The sequence below is a fragment of the Amycolatopsis sp. MtRt-6 genome (genome assembly GCF_017308975.1).
In the GTDB taxonomy this organism is placed as follows: Bacteria; Actinomycetota; Actinomycetes; order Mycobacteriales; family Pseudonocardiaceae; genus Amycolatopsis.
The window spans coordinates 13786-30142 of record NZ_JADWPD010000028.1; the positions used below are offsets into that span (position 1 = coordinate 13786).

The 16357-nt window shown below is 70.3% G+C and carries 13 protein-coding genes; 8 read left to right on the forward strand and 5 right to left on the reverse strand.

The window, feature by feature from the left end; translation table 11 throughout:
* Positions 1-101: 101 nt before the first annotated feature.
* Positions 102-1484 (reverse strand): MFS transporter, encoded by a 1383-nt coding sequence (locus I4Q55_RS35930; protein ID WP_206792007.1) that lies wholly within the window; start codon positions 1482-1484, stop codon positions 102-104.
* A 101-nt stretch (positions 1485-1585) separates the two neighbouring features.
* A complete protein-coding gene (locus I4Q55_RS35935) occupies positions 1586-2515 on the reverse strand; it encodes a dihydrodipicolinate synthase family protein (RefSeq protein ID WP_206792006.1) in 930 nt (309 codons plus the stop codon).
* A gap of 121 nt (positions 2516-2636) precedes the next feature.
* On the opposite strand from I4Q55_RS35935, the gene I4Q55_RS35940 reads away from it, so the two are divergent.
* Positions 2637-3617 carry a LacI family DNA-binding transcriptional regulator gene (locus tag I4Q55_RS35940; RefSeq protein ID WP_206792005.1) on the forward strand — a complete coding sequence of 327 codons (981 nt, stop codon included), beginning with the start codon at positions 2637-2639 and terminating at the stop codon, positions 3615-3617.
* A 22-nt stretch (positions 3618-3639) separates the two neighbouring features.
* Here I4Q55_RS35940 and I4Q55_RS35945 read toward each other — a convergent pair whose 3' ends face one another.
* Both I4Q55_RS35945 and I4Q55_RS35950 read right to left on the reverse strand, forming a co-directional pair.
* On the reverse strand, positions 3640-5544 hold the full coding sequence (locus tag I4Q55_RS35945; protein WP_206792004.1) for a maleylacetate reductase and hydroxyquinol 1,2-dioxygenase domain-containing protein: 1905 nt from the start codon (positions 5542-5544) through the stop codon (positions 3640-3642).
* 11 nt (positions 5545-5555) lie between these two features.
* Positions 5556-7325: an FAD-dependent monooxygenase gene (locus I4Q55_RS35950; protein ID WP_206792003.1), complete on the reverse strand. Its 1770-nt coding sequence runs from the start codon at positions 7323-7325 to the stop codon at positions 5556-5558.
* Positions 7326-7427: 102 nt separating this feature from the next.
* On the opposite strand from I4Q55_RS35950, the gene I4Q55_RS35955 reads away from it, so the two are divergent.
* Entirely contained in the window at positions 7428-8390 is a 963-nt protein-coding gene (locus I4Q55_RS35955) for a LysR family transcriptional regulator (RefSeq protein WP_206792001.1), read from the forward strand.
* 60 nt (positions 8391-8450) lie between these two features.
* On the opposite strand, the gene I4Q55_RS35960 is transcribed toward I4Q55_RS35955, so the two are convergent.
* Complete coding sequence (locus I4Q55_RS35960; RefSeq protein ID WP_206791998.1) at positions 8451-10409, reverse strand: acetoacetate--CoA ligase; 1959 nt, start codon at positions 10407-10409, stop codon at positions 8451-8453.
* 143 nt (positions 10410-10552) lie between these two features.
* Between I4Q55_RS35960 and I4Q55_RS50350 the strand changes: the two genes are divergently transcribed.
* Genes I4Q55_RS50350 through I4Q55_RS35990 form a run of 6 tightly spaced genes read left to right on the forward strand, consistent with a single transcriptional unit; the run spans position 10553 to position 16348 of the window.
* The gene (locus tag I4Q55_RS50350) at positions 10553-11473 is read left to right on the forward strand and encodes a VOC family protein (protein WP_206791997.1); all 921 of its coding nucleotides are present in this window, start codon (positions 10553-10555) and stop codon (positions 11471-11473) included.
* Positions 11470-12690 (forward strand): CaiB/BaiF CoA-transferase family protein, encoded by a 1221-nt coding sequence (locus I4Q55_RS35970; protein ID WP_206791996.1) that lies wholly within the window; start codon positions 11470-11472, stop codon positions 12688-12690. Before I4Q55_RS50350 ends, I4Q55_RS35970 begins: the two co-directional genes overlap by 4 nt.
* Positions 12683-13480, forward strand: a complete 798-nt coding sequence (locus I4Q55_RS35975) for an enoyl-CoA hydratase/isomerase family protein (protein WP_206791995.1) — start codon at positions 12683-12685, stop codon at positions 13478-13480. Before I4Q55_RS35970 ends, I4Q55_RS35975 begins: the two co-directional genes overlap by 8 nt.
* The gene (locus tag I4Q55_RS35980) at positions 13480-14703 is read left to right on the forward strand and encodes an acyl-CoA dehydrogenase family protein (protein WP_206791994.1); all 1224 of its coding nucleotides are present in this window, start codon (positions 13480-13482) and stop codon (positions 14701-14703) included. The genes I4Q55_RS35975 and I4Q55_RS35980 overlap by 1 nt, the downstream gene beginning before the upstream one ends.
* Entirely contained in the window at positions 14700-15455 is a 756-nt protein-coding gene (locus I4Q55_RS35985) for an SDR family NAD(P)-dependent oxidoreductase (RefSeq protein ID WP_206791993.1), read from the forward strand. The genes I4Q55_RS35980 and I4Q55_RS35985 overlap by 4 nt, the downstream gene beginning before the upstream one ends.
* 17 nt (positions 15456-15472) lie before the next feature.
* Positions 15473-16348 (forward strand): 3-hydroxyacyl-CoA dehydrogenase family protein, encoded by an 876-nt coding sequence (locus I4Q55_RS35990; protein WP_206791992.1) that lies wholly within the window; start codon positions 15473-15475, stop codon positions 16346-16348.
* Positions 16349-16357: the final 9 nt, after the last annotated feature.

Here is a 16357-nt window from a genome sequence, read left to right on the forward strand (position 1 = left end):
TGCGGTGCGCGGGGGATGTCCAGCACCGCACGGGTCTTCCGCAGTGCTACCGATGGAATCCGTCTCGACGAGCTGTTCCACACCGCCGAGCCTGTCCTCGGTCACGGTGAAAGCTCTTCGAGAACCTTGTTCCCGGTTTCGATGGCGAACAGGATGGTGACGATTCCGCCGATGAGGGCGACCGCGGCGAAGGCGGAGAAGACGTAGCGGATGCCGAGGTCGGCGACGATCCAGCCGACCAGCAGCGGGCCGACGGAGGAGCCGGCGCGCAGCCAGGCGCTGCCGAAGCCGGTGCCGATCGCGCGCAGCCGCGTGGGATACAGCTCGGCGGAGTAGAGGTACAGGGAGAACGAGATCGTCTGCAGGATCGCGTAGGCGAGCGTCGCCATGATCAGAACCTGGATCGCTGTGGTGGCACCGGAAACGGTGAGGGCGACCAGCGGCCCGATCGCGAGCAGGAATGCCCAGGAGTACCAGCGTTTCCGGCCGACCTTGTCGATCAGCAATGCACAGGCCACCGAGGCCAGCACGCCGACGCCGGAGGTGACCCAGCCATAGGCCAGGCTGGTCTGCAAGGGCAGGTGGAAGAGTTGCTTGTAGAGGGTGGGCAGCCAGGTGACCAGGCCGTTGTTGACCAGGTACACCGTCGCCCACAGCACCCAGATCATCAGGGTGCGCCTGCGGTAGATGCCGTGGAACAGCTCGCGCCAGTCCGAGCGGGTCTTCACCTTCGGGTCAACCGGGCGGACGTCTGGCTCGGCCAGGACGTGTCCCTGCTTCACGGCCTCGTTTTCGAGCATCGAGACGACCTTGTCGGCCTTCTCGACGCGGCCCTTGGCAGCCAGCCAGCGCGGTGATTCCGGCATCAGCAGGCGCAGCGGGATGGTCAGCACCGCCGGGATGAGCCCGACGACGAACAGGGCGCGCCAGCCGTAGACCGGCACGAGGAAGTAGCCGGCGATTCCGGCGAACATCAGCCCGACCGGGAAGATGACCTCGTAGAGCAGGAAGAACCGGCCGCGCTTGCGGGCGCCGATGAACTCGTTGATGTAGGCGCTGGCGACGGGGACTTCGCCGCCGGTGCCGATGCCCTGCAGGAACCGGAAGATGAGGATCGACGTGCCGCTCCAGGCGAACAGGCAGGCGACGTCCATCGAGACGAACAGCACGATGGTGATCAGCAGCGTGTTCATCCGGCCGAACTTCTCGGCGATCCAGCCGAAGGTGACCGCGCCGATGAGCTGGCCGACGTAGCCGGCCGACAGGATGGCGCCGACCTGGGCGGGGCTGAGGTCCCATTCGGTGACCAGCTGAGGCATCGCGAAGGCGATGACCAGCACGGTGTAGGCGTCGAAGAAGGTCGCCGAGCCGATGATGACGCGGATCAGCAGGAGCCGGCGGGTGATCGGGAGCCGCTCGAGGCGGGCGAGGAGGGCCGCGGTCGCGGTCGCCGCCGTCCCTCCGCCCGCAGCAATGGTGGTCATGGGGATCGTTCCTCGCTCTCCGCCTCGTCGCGGAGTCCTTCGGGACTGCATTGTCACCGGATCGCGGGGCGGCAGCAGCGTGCTGCCGCCCCGGCAGACGTTCAGAGGAGTTCGGCGGCCTTGAGCGCGAGGACGATCTCCTCTTCGGCCTCGGCGGACAGGTCGATCAGCGGCGACCGCACGGTCGCGGTCGGCAGGACACCGCGGGCTTTGAGGCCGAGCTTGAGCGCCACGGTGCCTTCCATGTGGGACCCGCGGTGGTAGACGGCCTTGGTGACCGGCAGCAGCCGGTCGTGGACCGCGCGGGCGGCCGGGTAGTCCCGCGCCTTGCCCGCGGCGATCAGCTCCAGCAGCGGCTCCGGCGCCAGGCCGCCGTAGCCGACCAGCAGGCCGTCGACGTCGAACATCGTGTGCAGCAGGTACTCGTCGTGGCAGGACAGGATCTGCAGCTCGGGGTGCTCGGCCCGCAGCACCGGGATCTCGGTGTCCCAGCGGCGCATGTTGCGCACCCCGTTCTTGGTGGCGAACACGCCCGGCTGCGCCGCGATCTCCAGCTGGGTCGCCAGGTCGTAGCTGGCCTTCGTGACGTCCGGGTACTGGAACAGGATCAGCGGCAGCCCCGAGGTCTCGAAGATCGCCCGGTAGCGGTCCTGCGGCGCGCCGGTCTGGAAGCCGAACCGCAGCCAGCCGTGCGACGGGTAGACCAGCCCGGCGGACGCGCCGGCGTTCACCGCGCGCACCGCCTCCTCGGCGGCGACCGCGGTGCCCTCGCCGGTGATCCCGGCGATGATCGGGACCGTGCCGCCGACCGCCTCGACCAGGGTGCGGATGGTGGCGACCTGCTCGTCCTGGGTCAGGAAGGTGCCCTCGCCGGCGTGCCCGAGGCAGACCAGGCCCTTCACCCCCTCGAACCCGGCCAGCCACTTGCCGTAGGACGCGAGAGCCGCGTGGTCGACCGCGCCGTCCACGGTGAACGGCGTGACGGGGGCGGGCACCAGTCCGCGCAGGTCAAGGGTGTGCTCCGAAGACATTCTCGAGCCTTTCCGACATCGACGGGAACGGTTGCAGGAACGTTCCCACACGATGCGCCACGGCTGCCCCGACGTCAACCCCTCCCCCGGAAAAGGCCGGCCGGCCAGTAGCCTTCAGCGTGTGGTGACCATCGTCGACGTCGCCCGGGCGGCCGGGGTGAGCAAGTCCACCGTGTCCCGCGTCCTCGACGAACGGCTCCCCCGGTCCAACAGCGAAACCGCCCAGCGCGTCCGCCAGGTCGCCGCCGAACTCGGTTACGTCCGCAACCCGCTCGCGTCCGGCATGCGCCGCGCCGGCACCAGCACCGTCGGCGTGATCGTTCCCCGGCTCACCGACACCGTCATGGCGATGCTGTACGAGCAGATCGCCACCGCGTCGGCAAGCCGCGGTCTCTTCGCCGTCGTGGCCACCACCGAGGACGACCCCGCCACCGAGCAGTTCGCCGTCCAGACCCTCGTCCGCCGCCGCGTCGACGGCCTCGTCCTCACCACCGCGAGGCTGGATGTCCCCACCGCGCAAGGCGTCCCGCACGCACTGGCGCTACGCACCGACGGCATCGGCCCGGCCGCCATCGGCGACGACCGGCTCGGCGCCCGGCTGGCCGTCCGCCACCTCATCGACCTCGGCCACCGCAGGATCGGACTCGTCGGCGGCCCGAACTACGCCTCCAGTGCCCGCGGCCGGCTCGACGGCTACCGCGATGCCCTCGCCGAAGCCGGGATACCGCTCGACGAGTCCCTGATCGCCGGCGACTCCTTTTCGATGAAATCCGGCGAAGCCGCCGGCCGGGCCCTGCTCGACCGCACCGACCGGCCCTCCGCCATCTTCGCCGTCAACGACAACACCGCCATCGGCGTCCTGGCCGCCGCCCACGCCCTCGGCCTTCGCATCCCCGAAGACCTGTCCCTGGTCGGCTACAACGACATCCCCGTCGTCAGCAGCCTGCCCGTCCCGCTCACGACTGTGCGCGTCCCCTTCGCCCAGATCGCCACCACCGCCCTCGACCTGCTGAACGAAGCGAGCGACGACCGGGCGCCGCGGACCGTCGTCGCCGCACCGACCCTGATCCCCCGCCGTTCCACGGCACCACGATCATCTTGAAGTGGCGTGGCTCCCTCTCCGGTTACCGGCGGGCGATCTGGAAGGTGAAATCGAGCCGGCGCCATTCGCCGTCGACGGCACGGCCGTCGGGCGTCGGGCCGGTTCGGGGTTCGAAGTTCACGATGAGGTCGTCCTTGACGCCGAACACGGCGTCGGAGTCGAGGTACTTGCCGCCCGCGACGAAGAGCTGGGTGATCAGGCGCCGGCAGCCCTCGGCCGCGATCATGAAGTGCAGGTGCGGGGCGCGGTAGGGGTGCCGTTCGGTCGCGGCCAGCATCGCGCCGACCGGGCCGTCGGACGGGATGGGATATGCCGAGGGCAGGATGGACCAGAACCGCAGGCGGCCGTCACGGTCGGTGCGGAGCCGGCCGCGGAGGACCGGTCCGTCGAGTTCGGGCAGTTGCACGTCGTAGAATCCGTCCTCATTGGACTGCCAGACGTCCACCACCGCTTCCGCCACGGGCGTGTCGTTCGTGTCGGTGATCTGCACGTCGACCCACAGCGGGGTGCCGGGCATCCCCGCGGCGATGTCGGCGCCCTGCTCCAGTTCGGGTGGGCCGTCGACGTAGAAGGGGCCGAGCACCGCGGACGGGGTGGTGTCGGGGGTGCGGGAGTTGGTGAGGACATCGACGACGCTGGACAGGCCGAGCGTGTCCGACAGCAGCACGAACTCCTGCCGGGTGGCATCGCAGATCTGCCCGGTGCGGGTCAGGAAATCGATGCCGTGTTGCCATTCCTCCTGGGTCAGGTCGTTGTCGATCGCGAAGGCGTGCAACCGCGGAACCAGGTCCCGCAGCAGCGCGCGCAGCCGCGGATCGGGGGTGCCGGCGAAGGTCGACACGACCTGAGCGGTGAGCCGGTCCAGCACCGGCGCGCCGGTGGGCTCGGGACGCTCACCGGCCCAGGCCCGGCGCAGCAACCGCGCGACGCCGTCCCGGGTCGGCTCGGCGGGGTTCGGGTACGGGGCGGCGGTCGCGAGTCCGGCCGCGCGGTCGAGGTCGGACTCGGCCAGGCCGAGTTCCCGCAGTGAGGTCGGCCCACCGGCCTCGGCGATGAGGTCGTACACCGCCGTGGGAGCGTCGGTGGCGCCGAGCGCTTCGGCGATGCGGCGCATCGCATCGGGTGCCGCGGCGGCGTTGTAGGCCATGACGTGCGGGAGCACGACGGTGTGCGTCGGAGCGTGGGGAAGGCCGAAGCTGCCGCCAAGGGTGTGGCAGAGCTTGTGGTGCAGGCCCATGCCGACCGCGCCGAGGCAGGTCCCGGCGAGCCAGGCGCCCTGCAGCAGTTCGGTCCGCGCTTCGAGGGTGTCTTCGCCGAGCCCGCGGAGTCCGCGTGCCAGCCGCCCGATGGCGTCGAGCGCCATCCCGTCGACGACGGGGTTGGCGTCGGGCGAGTAGAGCGCCTCCACGGCGTGCGCGAGCGCGTTCACGGCACTGGTCACCGCGATCGGGACGGGCAGTTCCCGGGAAAGCTCGACATCGTAGATCACGGTCTCGGGCAGGATCTCCGGCGATGAGCGCGTCGTCTTCACCTCGTCCGCCGTCTCGCCCAGGACCGGGGTGACCTCCGAGCCGGCGTACGTGGTCGGCAGGATCACCTGGTCGACCCCGGTGCGGACGGCGAGTGCCTTGGCCAGCCCGGTCGTCGAGCCGCCGCCGACCGCCACCACGCAGTCCGCTCCGGCCTCCCGGAGCAGCGCGAGGGCCTGCTCGGTGACCTCGACCGGGGTGTGCATGGCGGCGCCGTCGAAGCGGCCCACGGCGAGTGGGCCGAGGGCCTTTTCGACCCGGTCGCCCGGTTCCGCCAGGTCCGGGCTCGCCAGGACGAGCGCCCGGGACCGGCCGAGCCGTTCGACCTCGTCACGGACCCGCTCGAGGGTGCCGTGCCCGAAGACGATGCGTGCGGGCCGAGCCGTGTAGGTGAACATTTCCGGTCTCCTCAGACGCGGTCGAGCAGGCGGGCGAGTGCCTCGGTGAGCTCTTTTTCCGGATCGGCGGGCAGTTCGCAGGCCCGCCAGCCGACGTGGGCGTCCGGCCGGACGAGCACGCACCCGGACTCGGTGACCTCGCGCAGCCGCGCCCAGTCGTCGTAGACGTCGGTGTACTCGCGGCCGGGGCCGATCACGTGCGCGGCGATGTCGACGCCGAGCGACCGGGCGGCGCCGGCGGCCGCCTCCGCCCACGCCTGCCCGGAGATGCCGGTGAGCACGGCGAACCGGCCCTTGCCGGTGATGTCGTGGGTGCTGACCCGGTGCCCGCCGTGGCCGAGCCAGCAGTGCGGCAAGCGCGCCCCCGGCCAGGTGGTCGGGTGGTAGTACAGCTCGGGATCGCGGGTGAACTCCGGCTCGGGCGTGTCGTCGCCGACCACCGCGCGGGAGACGTACCGCTGGCCGAGTTCGACACCGTGGGCGTTGAACTCGTAATCCTTCAGCTCCAACGCCTCCCGCAGCGCGGCCCGCTGCGCGGCCGCCTCCGGGGTGTCCTCGGCCCGGGCCCGCATGTTCGCGATCTGCTCGGCCGGGTCGTCGGTCGCGGTGAACCCGAGTGCGTCGAAGATCGGGCCGAACTCCTCGATGGACTTGTTGGCCCGCAACACGATCTGCTTGCCGACCGGGGCGCGCTCGGCGTCGTAGCTGTCGAGCAGCCCCTCCCCCGCCTTCCCGGACAGCACCGCGGCGAGCTTCCAGGCGAGGTTGTAGGAGTCCTGGATGGAGGTGTTGGAGCCCAGGCCGTTCGACGGCGGGTGCCGGTGCACGGCGTCGCCCGCGCAGAACACGCGCCCTGTCCGGTACCTGGTGGCGTACATCTTGTTGTTGCCCCACAACGAGGTGGAGCGGATGGTGACCGGGGTCGTGTCGTCGCCGACCAGATCGTGCACGATCTTGGTGGCCATGGCGTCGTCGACCTGCGGGGGCGGCCGGCTGATGTCGTAGCCCCACACGACCAGCCACTCGTCCCACGGCCGGACCATCCGTACCAGGCCCATCCCGATGCCGCCGATGTCCGAACCCGGCTGCAGCACCCAGTACAGGACGCTCGGCCGGTGCTCGACGTACTTCGTCAGGTCGGCGTGGAAGACGATGTTCATGCTCCCCGCCAGATCCATCTGTCCTTCGAAGGGCAGCCCGATGTCGCGGGCCACCTGGCTGCGCCCGCCGTCCGCGCCGATGACGTACTTCGCGCGGATCGGGTAGGTCTGGCCGGACAGCCTGTCCTGCACGGTGACGGTGACACCGTCGTCGTCCTGCTCCAGCGACAGGTACTCCGTGTCGAACCGGATCCTGCTGCCGCGCTCCGCGGCGTGCCCGATCAGGATCGGCTCGAGCAGGGTCTGCGGGAGGTCGCAGTTCTCGGACGGACTGGCCAGCGTGTAGTCGGCCTTGCGGGCCGGGTGCGTCCCCCAGGTCCGGACCCGGCCGATCTCGTCGCCGGCGAGGCTGGTGCAGAAGACCGTGTCGCCCATGAGCGCGGCGGGCGTGCCCTGCGCCTCGATGTCGGCTTCGATGCCCATGTCGCGCAGGATCTCCACCGTGCGCTGGTTGGTGATGTGCGCGCGCGGGGTGTTGGCCGTCCACCGGTACTTGGTGATCACCAGGTGGTCCACGCCGTAGGTGGCCAGGAACAGCGCGGCCGAGGCGCCCGCCGGTCCGCTGCCGATGACCAGGACGTCCGTGGTGACTTGGCCGGGGTTGTCTGGGTTGTCGCTCACGCTGCCTCACCTCTGGGTCCGCTTCGACCGGTGGAACGAGTATGCGAACCCGCCGGCTATACGTCCAATACGAAGTCAATGTCGCTGATATAGCCTCTGAATATGGATCTGCGGGCTCTGGAGTGCTTCCTGGCCGTCGCCGAGGAAGGCTCGATCAGTCGCGCCGCCGCGGCACTGCACATGACACAGCCTCCGCTGAGCGTGCGGCTCCAGACGCTGGAACGCGAGCTCGGAGTCCCCCTGCTGGTCCGCCATGGCCGCGGAGTCGAGCTGACGGCAGCGGGCCGGGCGCTGGCGGAACGCGCGCGCCGCCTGTTTTCCGAGCTCAACACCACGACCGAGATGGTGCGCACGATCGGCCTCGGCACCCGGGGCAGGCTGACCGTCGCCGTCGGCCACACCGTTTCGCCCCGGCTGCTGCCCCACCTGGTCGGCGGCACCATGCTCGAACCCGGCGTCGACCTCGTTCTCACCGAAGACTCCGATCCCGACGTGGTCGAGCGGGTCCACCGTCGCGACGCGCACGCCGGGCTGCTCCACATCGAACCCGGCGGTCCCGGCCGGACACGGCACGCGGCGAGCCGGGCCCGGGCGCTGGAAGTCGCGGTGGTCGCCCGCGAGCCGCTCGTCGCGGTGCTCGCCCAAGCGCATCCCGCCGCCGGCCAGGAACGCATCGACCTGGCCGAGGTGGGCGGCGAACGGGTGGTGGTCACGGCCGAGGCCGGAGCCGGGCTCGCCGCCCACATCCACGCCGCCTGGGCCGGCGCCGGGCGTTCGTCCGACGCCCGGCACGAGGCGACCTCGGTCATGCACGCGCTCGCCCTCGTGGAGGCCGGCGCCGGCGTGACCCTGCTGCCCGCGCAGTACAGCTCGATGCTCTGGCCGGGCTTGATCGCGCGACCGTTGCGCCGGCACACCGCCGTCGTCGAAACCGCCGTCTGCTGGCGGCCCGACGAGGACTCGCCGGTCCTGCGCCGCTTCCTCCGGACAGCCCTGTCCACCCCCGAACCCGACATGCTGGGACCGGAGCACGCCAGGGACGGGCTGGGCGCCGCCCACTGGTGACACGCGCGGCCTGTCCGCGCGCGGCGGCGAGCTGCAGTAACGCACCTCGGACGCACGACACTAGGCGGAGGTCTTGGGCACGTCGATCTTCTCGAAGTGCGCCAACAGGGCCGGGTCGTCGATCGCCTCCCGGCTGACGACCTGCTCCGGGTCCGCACCCTGCAGGATCCGCTTGACCGGCACCTCGAGCTTCTTGCCGGTCCTGGTGTGCGGGATGGCGGGCACCTGGAGGATCGCGTCCGGCACGTGCCGCCGCGACGCGTGCACGCGCAGCTCGTGGCAGATGAGGGCGCGCAGGTCGTCGTCGAGGACGCGATCGCCCTCGAGTGCGACGAACAAGGCCAGCCAGTAGCCGCCGTCCGGCAGGTCGACGCCGACGACCAGCGCCTCGGCCACTTCCGGCACCTTCTCGACGACCTCGTAGATGTCGGCGCTGCCCAAGCGGATGCCGTTGCGGTTCAGAGTCGCGTCCGAACGGCCGTGGATCACGACGCTTCCGCGTTCGGTGATGGTCGCCCAGTCGCCGTGGCGCCAGACTCCGGGGTAGACGTCGAAGTACGCCGCTCGGTACCTCGACCCGTCCGGGTCGTTCCAGAGCTGCACCGGCATCGTCGGCATCGGCTTCGTCACCACCAGCTCGCCGACGGTCCCCCGGACGGGTTCGCCGGCTTCGTCCCACGTGTCGACGGCAACGCCCAGCGGCCGCGCCGAGAGCTCGCCAGGCCAGATCGGCTTCGTCGGAGCTCCGGTGGCCAGGGCCGAGACGATGTCCGTTCCGCCGGACATCGAGACGAGCGGTATGCGGTCGCCCAGCTGTGCACGAATCCAGTGGAACGCGGCAGGCGGCACGGGTGAGCCGGTGGCCCCGATCATGCGGAGCCGGTGTCCGGAAGGCACCTGGGTGCCGTGCCGCTCGCACGCCTGGAGGTAGCCCGGGCTCGCGCCGAGGATCGTGGCGCCGTGTTCGGCGGCGACCGCCCAGAGCCGGTCCGGCGTCGGGTGGGCCGGACTCCCGTCGTAGGCCACCATCGAGCCGCCGATGAGCAGCATGTTGACGGCGAAGTTCCACATCATCCAGTTGGTCGTCGTGTACCAGAGCATGCGGTCCGCCGCGCCGGCGTCGAGCTGCAACCCGACGTGCTTCTGGTAGTCGAGGGTCACGGCGCCGTGCCCGTGGACGAGGCCTTTCGGGATTCCCGTCGTCCCGGAGGAGTAGAGCACCCACAGGGGGTGGTCGAACGGCACCGGCGTCGGCACCAAGGCGTCATGCGCCGTCGCCAGGACCTCGTCCCACGTTGCAAAGTCGCGATCGGCCATGATCGGTGGCAGGCCGAGATGCGCCACGTGCACGACGTGCTCGACGGTCGGCAGCAGTTCGAGGAGCCGAGCGCCTTCGTCGCGGCGATCGAAGGTTCGGCCGCCGAAGTGGTAGCCATCGGCGACGAGCAGCAGACTCGGCTCCAGCTGTGCGAGCCGGTTGGCGGCGGCCTCGGCCGCGTAGTCCGGTCCGCAGCACGACCACACCGCTCCCAGGCTGGCCGTCGCCAGGAACGCGACGACCGCGGCGGCGCAGTTGGGGATGTAGGCGACGACCCTGTCCCCCCGGTTGATCCCACGCTCGGTCAGGGCTGCCGCGACGGCGGCGACCTGGTCTTCGAGAGCGCCCCACGTCAGCGACCGGCTCGCCCCCGGCTCGGTCACTTCGACGACAGCGACAGCGCCCGCGTCGCGTTCCCGGAAGACATGACTGACGTAGTTGAGGCGCACGCCGGGGAACCAGGTCGCGCCGGGCATTTCCGCGGAGGCGAGCACCGTGGCCGGTGCCGGTTCGGAACGCATGTCGAAGAAGTCCCACGCGGCCGCCCAGAACTCCTCCAGGTGCTCGACGGTCCAGGCCCAGAGGTCGTCGTAGTCGTGGAACCGAATGCCGTACGCGGCTTCGACGAGCGCCGCGAACTCCGCGAGCCGGCTGCGGGCGGCGTCCTCCGGATCGGGGACCCAGACGGGGATGGCTGACATGGGTGCTCCAGTCGCTGGTAGTCGGAAAGCGAAACTACGACGACAACACCTTGACGCATAGTCTGATGTTTGTCAGGATCCACGGAAGACAAATGTCAGACCGAATGGCCGAGGGGAACCGCGGCCCTCGAGGGAGAGTGATCGTGGTGTCAGCAACCGCGGCAGGCCGGCCTGCGCCGCTGGTGTCGAGCCTGGGCTATGTCGGCGTGACCGCTGTCGACCTGGGCGCCTGGGAACAGTTCGGCACCCAGGTGCTCGGCCTCGAAATCGCCGAATCCGGTCCCGATCGCCTGCTGTTGCGCGCCGACGAGCGTGCGTTCCGCGTCTCGGTGACCCCCGGCGACGGGAGCTGCGACTTCATCGGCTGGGAGGTCGCGGACGCGGCCGCGCTCGGCGAGGTGGCGGCGGCGCTCGGCCGCATCGGCGTCGAAACCACGCGCGATCCGGTGCTCGCCAAAGAGCGCAGTGTCGCCGACCTCGTCCGGGCTGTCGATCCGGCCGGGACGAACCTGGAGTTCTTCTACGGCCAGGAGACGCCGGGGACGCCGTTCAAGTCGCCGACGAGCGCCACCTTCGTCACCGGAGACCTCGGGCTCGGGCATGCCGTGCTGGTCGTGCCGGACATGGCCGAGGCCGAGCGCTTCTACCTGGAAACGCTGGGCTTCCTCGAGTCCGACCGCGTCCGGACGCCGCGTTTCGACGTGCTGTTCACCCACTGCAACCCGCGGCACCACAGCCTGGCGATGATGCCGACGAACACCGGGCTCGAGCCGGGTCTGCACCACTTCATGATCGAGGTCGACGACCTCGACACGGTGGGTCACGCGCTCGACAAGGTCCTGGACGGCGCCGCGCAGCTCAACAGCTCGATCGGCAAGCACATCAACGACCTGATGGTGTCGTTCTACTGTCAAACGCCCTCGAAGTGCGAGGTGGAGTACGGCGTCGGGGGCATCACCATCGATGACGCGACCTGGGTCCCGAGCGTCCACACCATCGAGAACGTGTGGGGACACCGCCGGATGCCGGGCGCCCCGCCGGACGGCATGCCGGACGGGATGTGAGCGCGCAGCCGGCCGGACCGCTCGGTGGTTTGCGGATCGTCGACCTCTCCACGTCGTACGCCGGACCGACGGCCTCGATGTACCTGGCGGATCTCGGCGCCGACGTGATCAAGGTCGAGCGTCCGGGCTCCGGAGACGACGCCAGGGCCTGGGGGCCGCCGTTCGCGGACGGCGCGTCGGCGTGGTTCGCGTCGGCCAACCGCAACAAGCGGTCGATCTGCCTCGACATCCGCTCCGACGCCGGCCGGAAGGTGCTCGCCCGGCTGATCGATTCGTCGGACGTGTTCGTGCAGAACACCAACCCCGCCAAGCTGGTCGAGCTCGGGATCGACCCGAAGTCGGTGCGGACGCGCAACCCCCGCCTCATCTACTGCGCGTTGTCCGGGTTCGGCCTGGACGGTCCGGACGCGCATCTTCCGGGATACGACCTGGTCGCCCAGGCCCGCTCGGGTCTGATGTCGGTCACCGGAGAGGAAGGGCGCAGTCCGCAGCGCGTGTCGACGGCCCTGTCCGACATCGTCACCGGGATCTGCGCGGCGCTGGCGGTGTCGGCTGCCGCGGTCCGGCAGGCGAGCACCGGCCAGGGCGATGTCATCGACGTTTCGTTGCTCGACACCGACCTCGCGCTGATGGCGCCGAGACTCGCCGCGTTCCACGCCGGCGAGCCGGAACCCCGCCCCAGCGGCGGCACCGACTCGGTGCTCGCCGTCTACCAACCGTTCCAGGCCGCCGACGGCACGCTGGTCATCGCGGTGGGGAACGACCGGATGTGGACACGGTTGTGCGCGGTACTCGGGTTGGCGGAGCTGGCGGCGAACCCGGCCCTGTCCGGCAACGCGGGCCGGCGACGGCATCGGCCGGAGATCACGGCGCGCGTCGCCGAGGTCATCAGGACCAAGCCGGTGGCCGAATGGCTGACCACCTTCGAAGGCGCCGGCGTGCCCGCTGCTCCGGTTCAGACCCTGTCGAAGGTGGTGTCCGATCCGCAGGTCCAAGCGCGGCGCGGGCTGTTGCCGGTCCCCGGATCGGACGGCTCGCTGGTCACCGTCCACGCGCCGTTCCGGCTCGCGTCGAACCCCGAGCCCCGGAACGAGCGGTTTCCCGAACTCGGCGCCGACACCGAGTCCGTGCTGGCCGGCCTCGGTTTCCCGAGGGCAGAGATCGAGTCGATGTTGCTCGAAGCCGGCCTCGTCGCCAAGGAGAAGCCCCATGTCTGAGCTGCCCCCTCCGGTGGTCCTGGTGGAGGATCAGGGGCCGGTCCGAGTGGTGACCATCAACCGGCAACACGCCTCCAACGCGCTCAACCGTGAAGTCCTGCGTGAACTGAAGTCGGCCGTCGTGGCGGCCCCTGGCGCACGGGCCCGCGCTGTCGTGTTGACCGGTGCCGGCCGGAAGGCGTTCTGTGCCGGCGCCGACCTCAAGGAGCTGGCCGGTCTCGGGCCGGACGACGCCTATGCGCTTCTGGCGGACGGTCAGGCGACGCTGCGCGCCATCGAGCGCTCGACGGTTCCCGTGATCGCCGCGGTCAACGGGCCGGCCCTGGGCGGTGGCTGCGAGCTCGTGCTGGCGTCGACCTTCAGTGTCTTCGCCGACCATGCGACCCTCGGGCTCCCTGAAGCAGGCCTGGGCCTGATGCCGGGCTACGGCGGGACTCAACGCCTGCCCAGGCTGATCGGCCGGGCGGCAGCGGCACACGTCATGGTGACGGGAGCACGGATCGACGCGGCGCGGGCCTTCGCGTGGGGGCTCACCCCGGTCGAGCCGGTGGCGGGGAACCCGTGCGAGGCTGCGCTTCACCTCGCTCGTGAGGTGGCTACCAAGGGTCCGCAGGCGGTACGGGCGATCCTCGCGGCGCTGGACATGGGCGCGGACGCGGCCATCGACGCCGGCCTGGCCATGGAGACCGGGCTGGCCGCAGTCGCGACCAGCGGTCCGGAAGGTGCCGAAGGGGTCGCCGCGTTTCTCGCCAAGCGTGCCCCGGCGTTCGCGGCCGGGGGCGATCGGTGATGCAGTTGCAGCCGCTCGAGCTCGACCACGTGGCCGACACCTATCTCGGCCTGCACGACCTCCTCGACGAGCCCGCGGTGGACCAGTCGCTCACCGAGCGCGAGAGCACGTTGCGCCACCTCGCGCGCGGCATCGTCGCGCGCGAGGTCGTTCCCCGCGCACCAGAGCTGGATCGCGAAAGGACGTTCGCTCACGAGAGCTATCAGGCGCTGGCCTCGGCCGGGCTCGGTGGGCTCGTCTTCCCCGAAAAGCTCGGTGGCACCGGCGACTCCACTGTGGCCTACGCAGTGGTCATGGAGGAGATCGCCGCGGCCTGCGGGGCAACGAGCCTCGTCTTCATGACGCAGACCCACGCCGCATACCCGATCCTGGTCGCCGGCTCGGAACCCGTCCGCGAGCAGTACATTCCGCCGCTGCTCTCGGGTACCGCCTACGGATCCATGGCGATCACGGAGCCCGATGCCGGGAGTGACGTCTCCAGTCTTCGGACGACAGCGGTCCCGCAGGGCGGCGAATACCGCCTCAACGGCACCAAGACCTTCATCACCACCGGTGATCGCGCGGACGTGATCGTGTGTTTCGCGACCACCGACCGGACGTCGAGGCGAGCCGGTGTGAGTGCCTTCGTCGTCGAGGCGTCGTGGCCCGGTGTCACCCACGGCAGTCCGTTCGGCAAGCTGGGCATGCACGGGTCGTCGACCGCCGAGGTGTTCTTCGACGACGTGGCCGTGCCGGCCGCGAACCGCCTCGGCGACGAGGGCGAGGGCTGGTCGATCGTGCTGCGATCGGTCATCAAGTCCCGGATCAGCGCCGCGGCGCAGGGCGTCGGGATCGCCCGGGGAGCCTATGCCCGGACGCTCGCGGTGCTGCGGCGCATCCACGGCAGCAGGGTTCCGGCCGACGTACTGCACGACCTGGCCGGGTGGCGGAGCCGGATCGTGCAGGGCCGGCTGCTCCTGCACGCGGTCGCCCGTCAGGTCGACGCCGACCCCGGCACAAGTCCGGGCCGAATCGGGCTCATGAAGCAGGCCTGTACGGACCTCGGCTGGGATGTCGCCCTCGGCGCCACGGCGCTGCTCGGACCGTATGGCGACCTCGCCCTGCTCGGCGTCGAGCGATGCCTCCGAGATGCCCGGGTCACCCGGATCTACGACGGAACCAACGAGATCCAGCGACTGCTGATCAGCCGCGAGATCGCGAACGTGATCGAGGAGATGCCATGAACGGGGTGCTGGACGGCAAGGTCGCCGTCGTGACCGGGGCGGGCCGCGGCCTCGGGAGGGCCATGGCCCTCGCCCTCGCCGACGCCGGTGCCTCGGTCACCCTCGCCGGGCGCACCGCCACGCACCTGGAGGAGCTTTCCACCGAGATCAAGGCATCGAACGGCGAAGCACTGGCCTGCCCGACGGACGTCACGGACGAGGCCGCTGTCGAGCGGATGGTCGCGGCCACGGTCGAGACCTTCGGGCGCGTCGACATCCTGGTCAACAACTCCGGTGTCCTCAGCACGACGCCGCTGCTGGACCAGCCCGCCGAAGACTGGGATCGGATCATCGGCACCAACCTTCGCGGGACGTTCCTCGCCACGAAAGCCGCCGGTCGCCACTTCGTCGGCCAACGATCGGGCAAGGTGCTCAACGTCGCGTCGAGCTTCGCGCTCAAGGGCATCCCCCACCACGCCGCCTATTGCGCTTCCAAGGCCGCGGTCATGGCCTTCACCAGGTCGATGGCAGTCGAATGGGCGCGCCACAACGTGCAGGTCAACGCCCTTGCGCCGGGCTATTTCACGACCGACATCAACGCGGACCTGCGTGCGGACGAGGAATTCACGGAGAAGGTGCTCAAGACGATCCCCGCTCGCCGGATGGGCAGCCCGGACGAGCTGGCGCCGTGGCTCCTGCTCCTGGTGGGACCCCAGTCCGCGTACACCACCGGCTCGATCGTCGTCATCGACGGCGGTCAGTCCCTGCAGTGAGCGCCGACAGGAAACCCATGAATCAGCACAGCACGGTAGCCGTCCTCGGGGCGGGCACGATGGGATCCGGTATCGCGACCGTCATGAGTCGCGCGGGCTACCGCACCCTCTTCTACGACGTCGACGAAGCAAACCTGCGCCGAGGTGTCACCACCGTCAACGGTTTCTTCGATCGGAGCGTCAGCCTTGGCAAGCTCGACCGGGAACAGGCGCTCGAAGCCAAGTCGAAGCTGGTCGGAGTCACCGAACTGCGCGAGATCGCCGACGCGGACGTCGTCGTGGAGGCCGTCTTCGAGGACCTGGCGCTGAAGAAGGAGCTCTTCGCCCGCCTCGACGAGATCGTCTCGGCGAGCGCTCTGATCCACACCAACACCTCGACGCTCTCCGTCACGGGAATCGCCTCGGGTTCACGCCACCCGGAGCGCGTCGTGGGCACGCACTACTGCAACCCGGCGCCCCTCATGAAGCTCGTGGAGGTGGCGGACGGACGGCACACGGCGGACTGGGCACACAAGGCCACAGTGGACTTCCTGGGCTCGCTCGGCAAGACGACGGTGATCACGAAGGACCGCCCCGGATTCATCGTGAACAGGTTCCTCATCCCCTGGGAGAACCGGTGCATCGCCGCCCTGGAATCGGGTCTCGGCACGGTGGAGTCCATCGACGCGGCGGTGACCGGGGCGCTCGGGCACCCCATGGGGCCGTTCCGGCTGCTCGACATCGTCGGCCTGGACATCCACCAGCAGGTGGCCACGAGGCTCTACGAGCAGCTGCGCGACCCCCGGTTCTTCCCGCCCCCGATGGTCGAGCGCATGGTCGCGGCCGGAGACCTGGGCCGCAAGACCGGCCGCGGCTTCCACACCTACGACGACACCCGGCTGTTCGGGTCCTGACGCGACGAC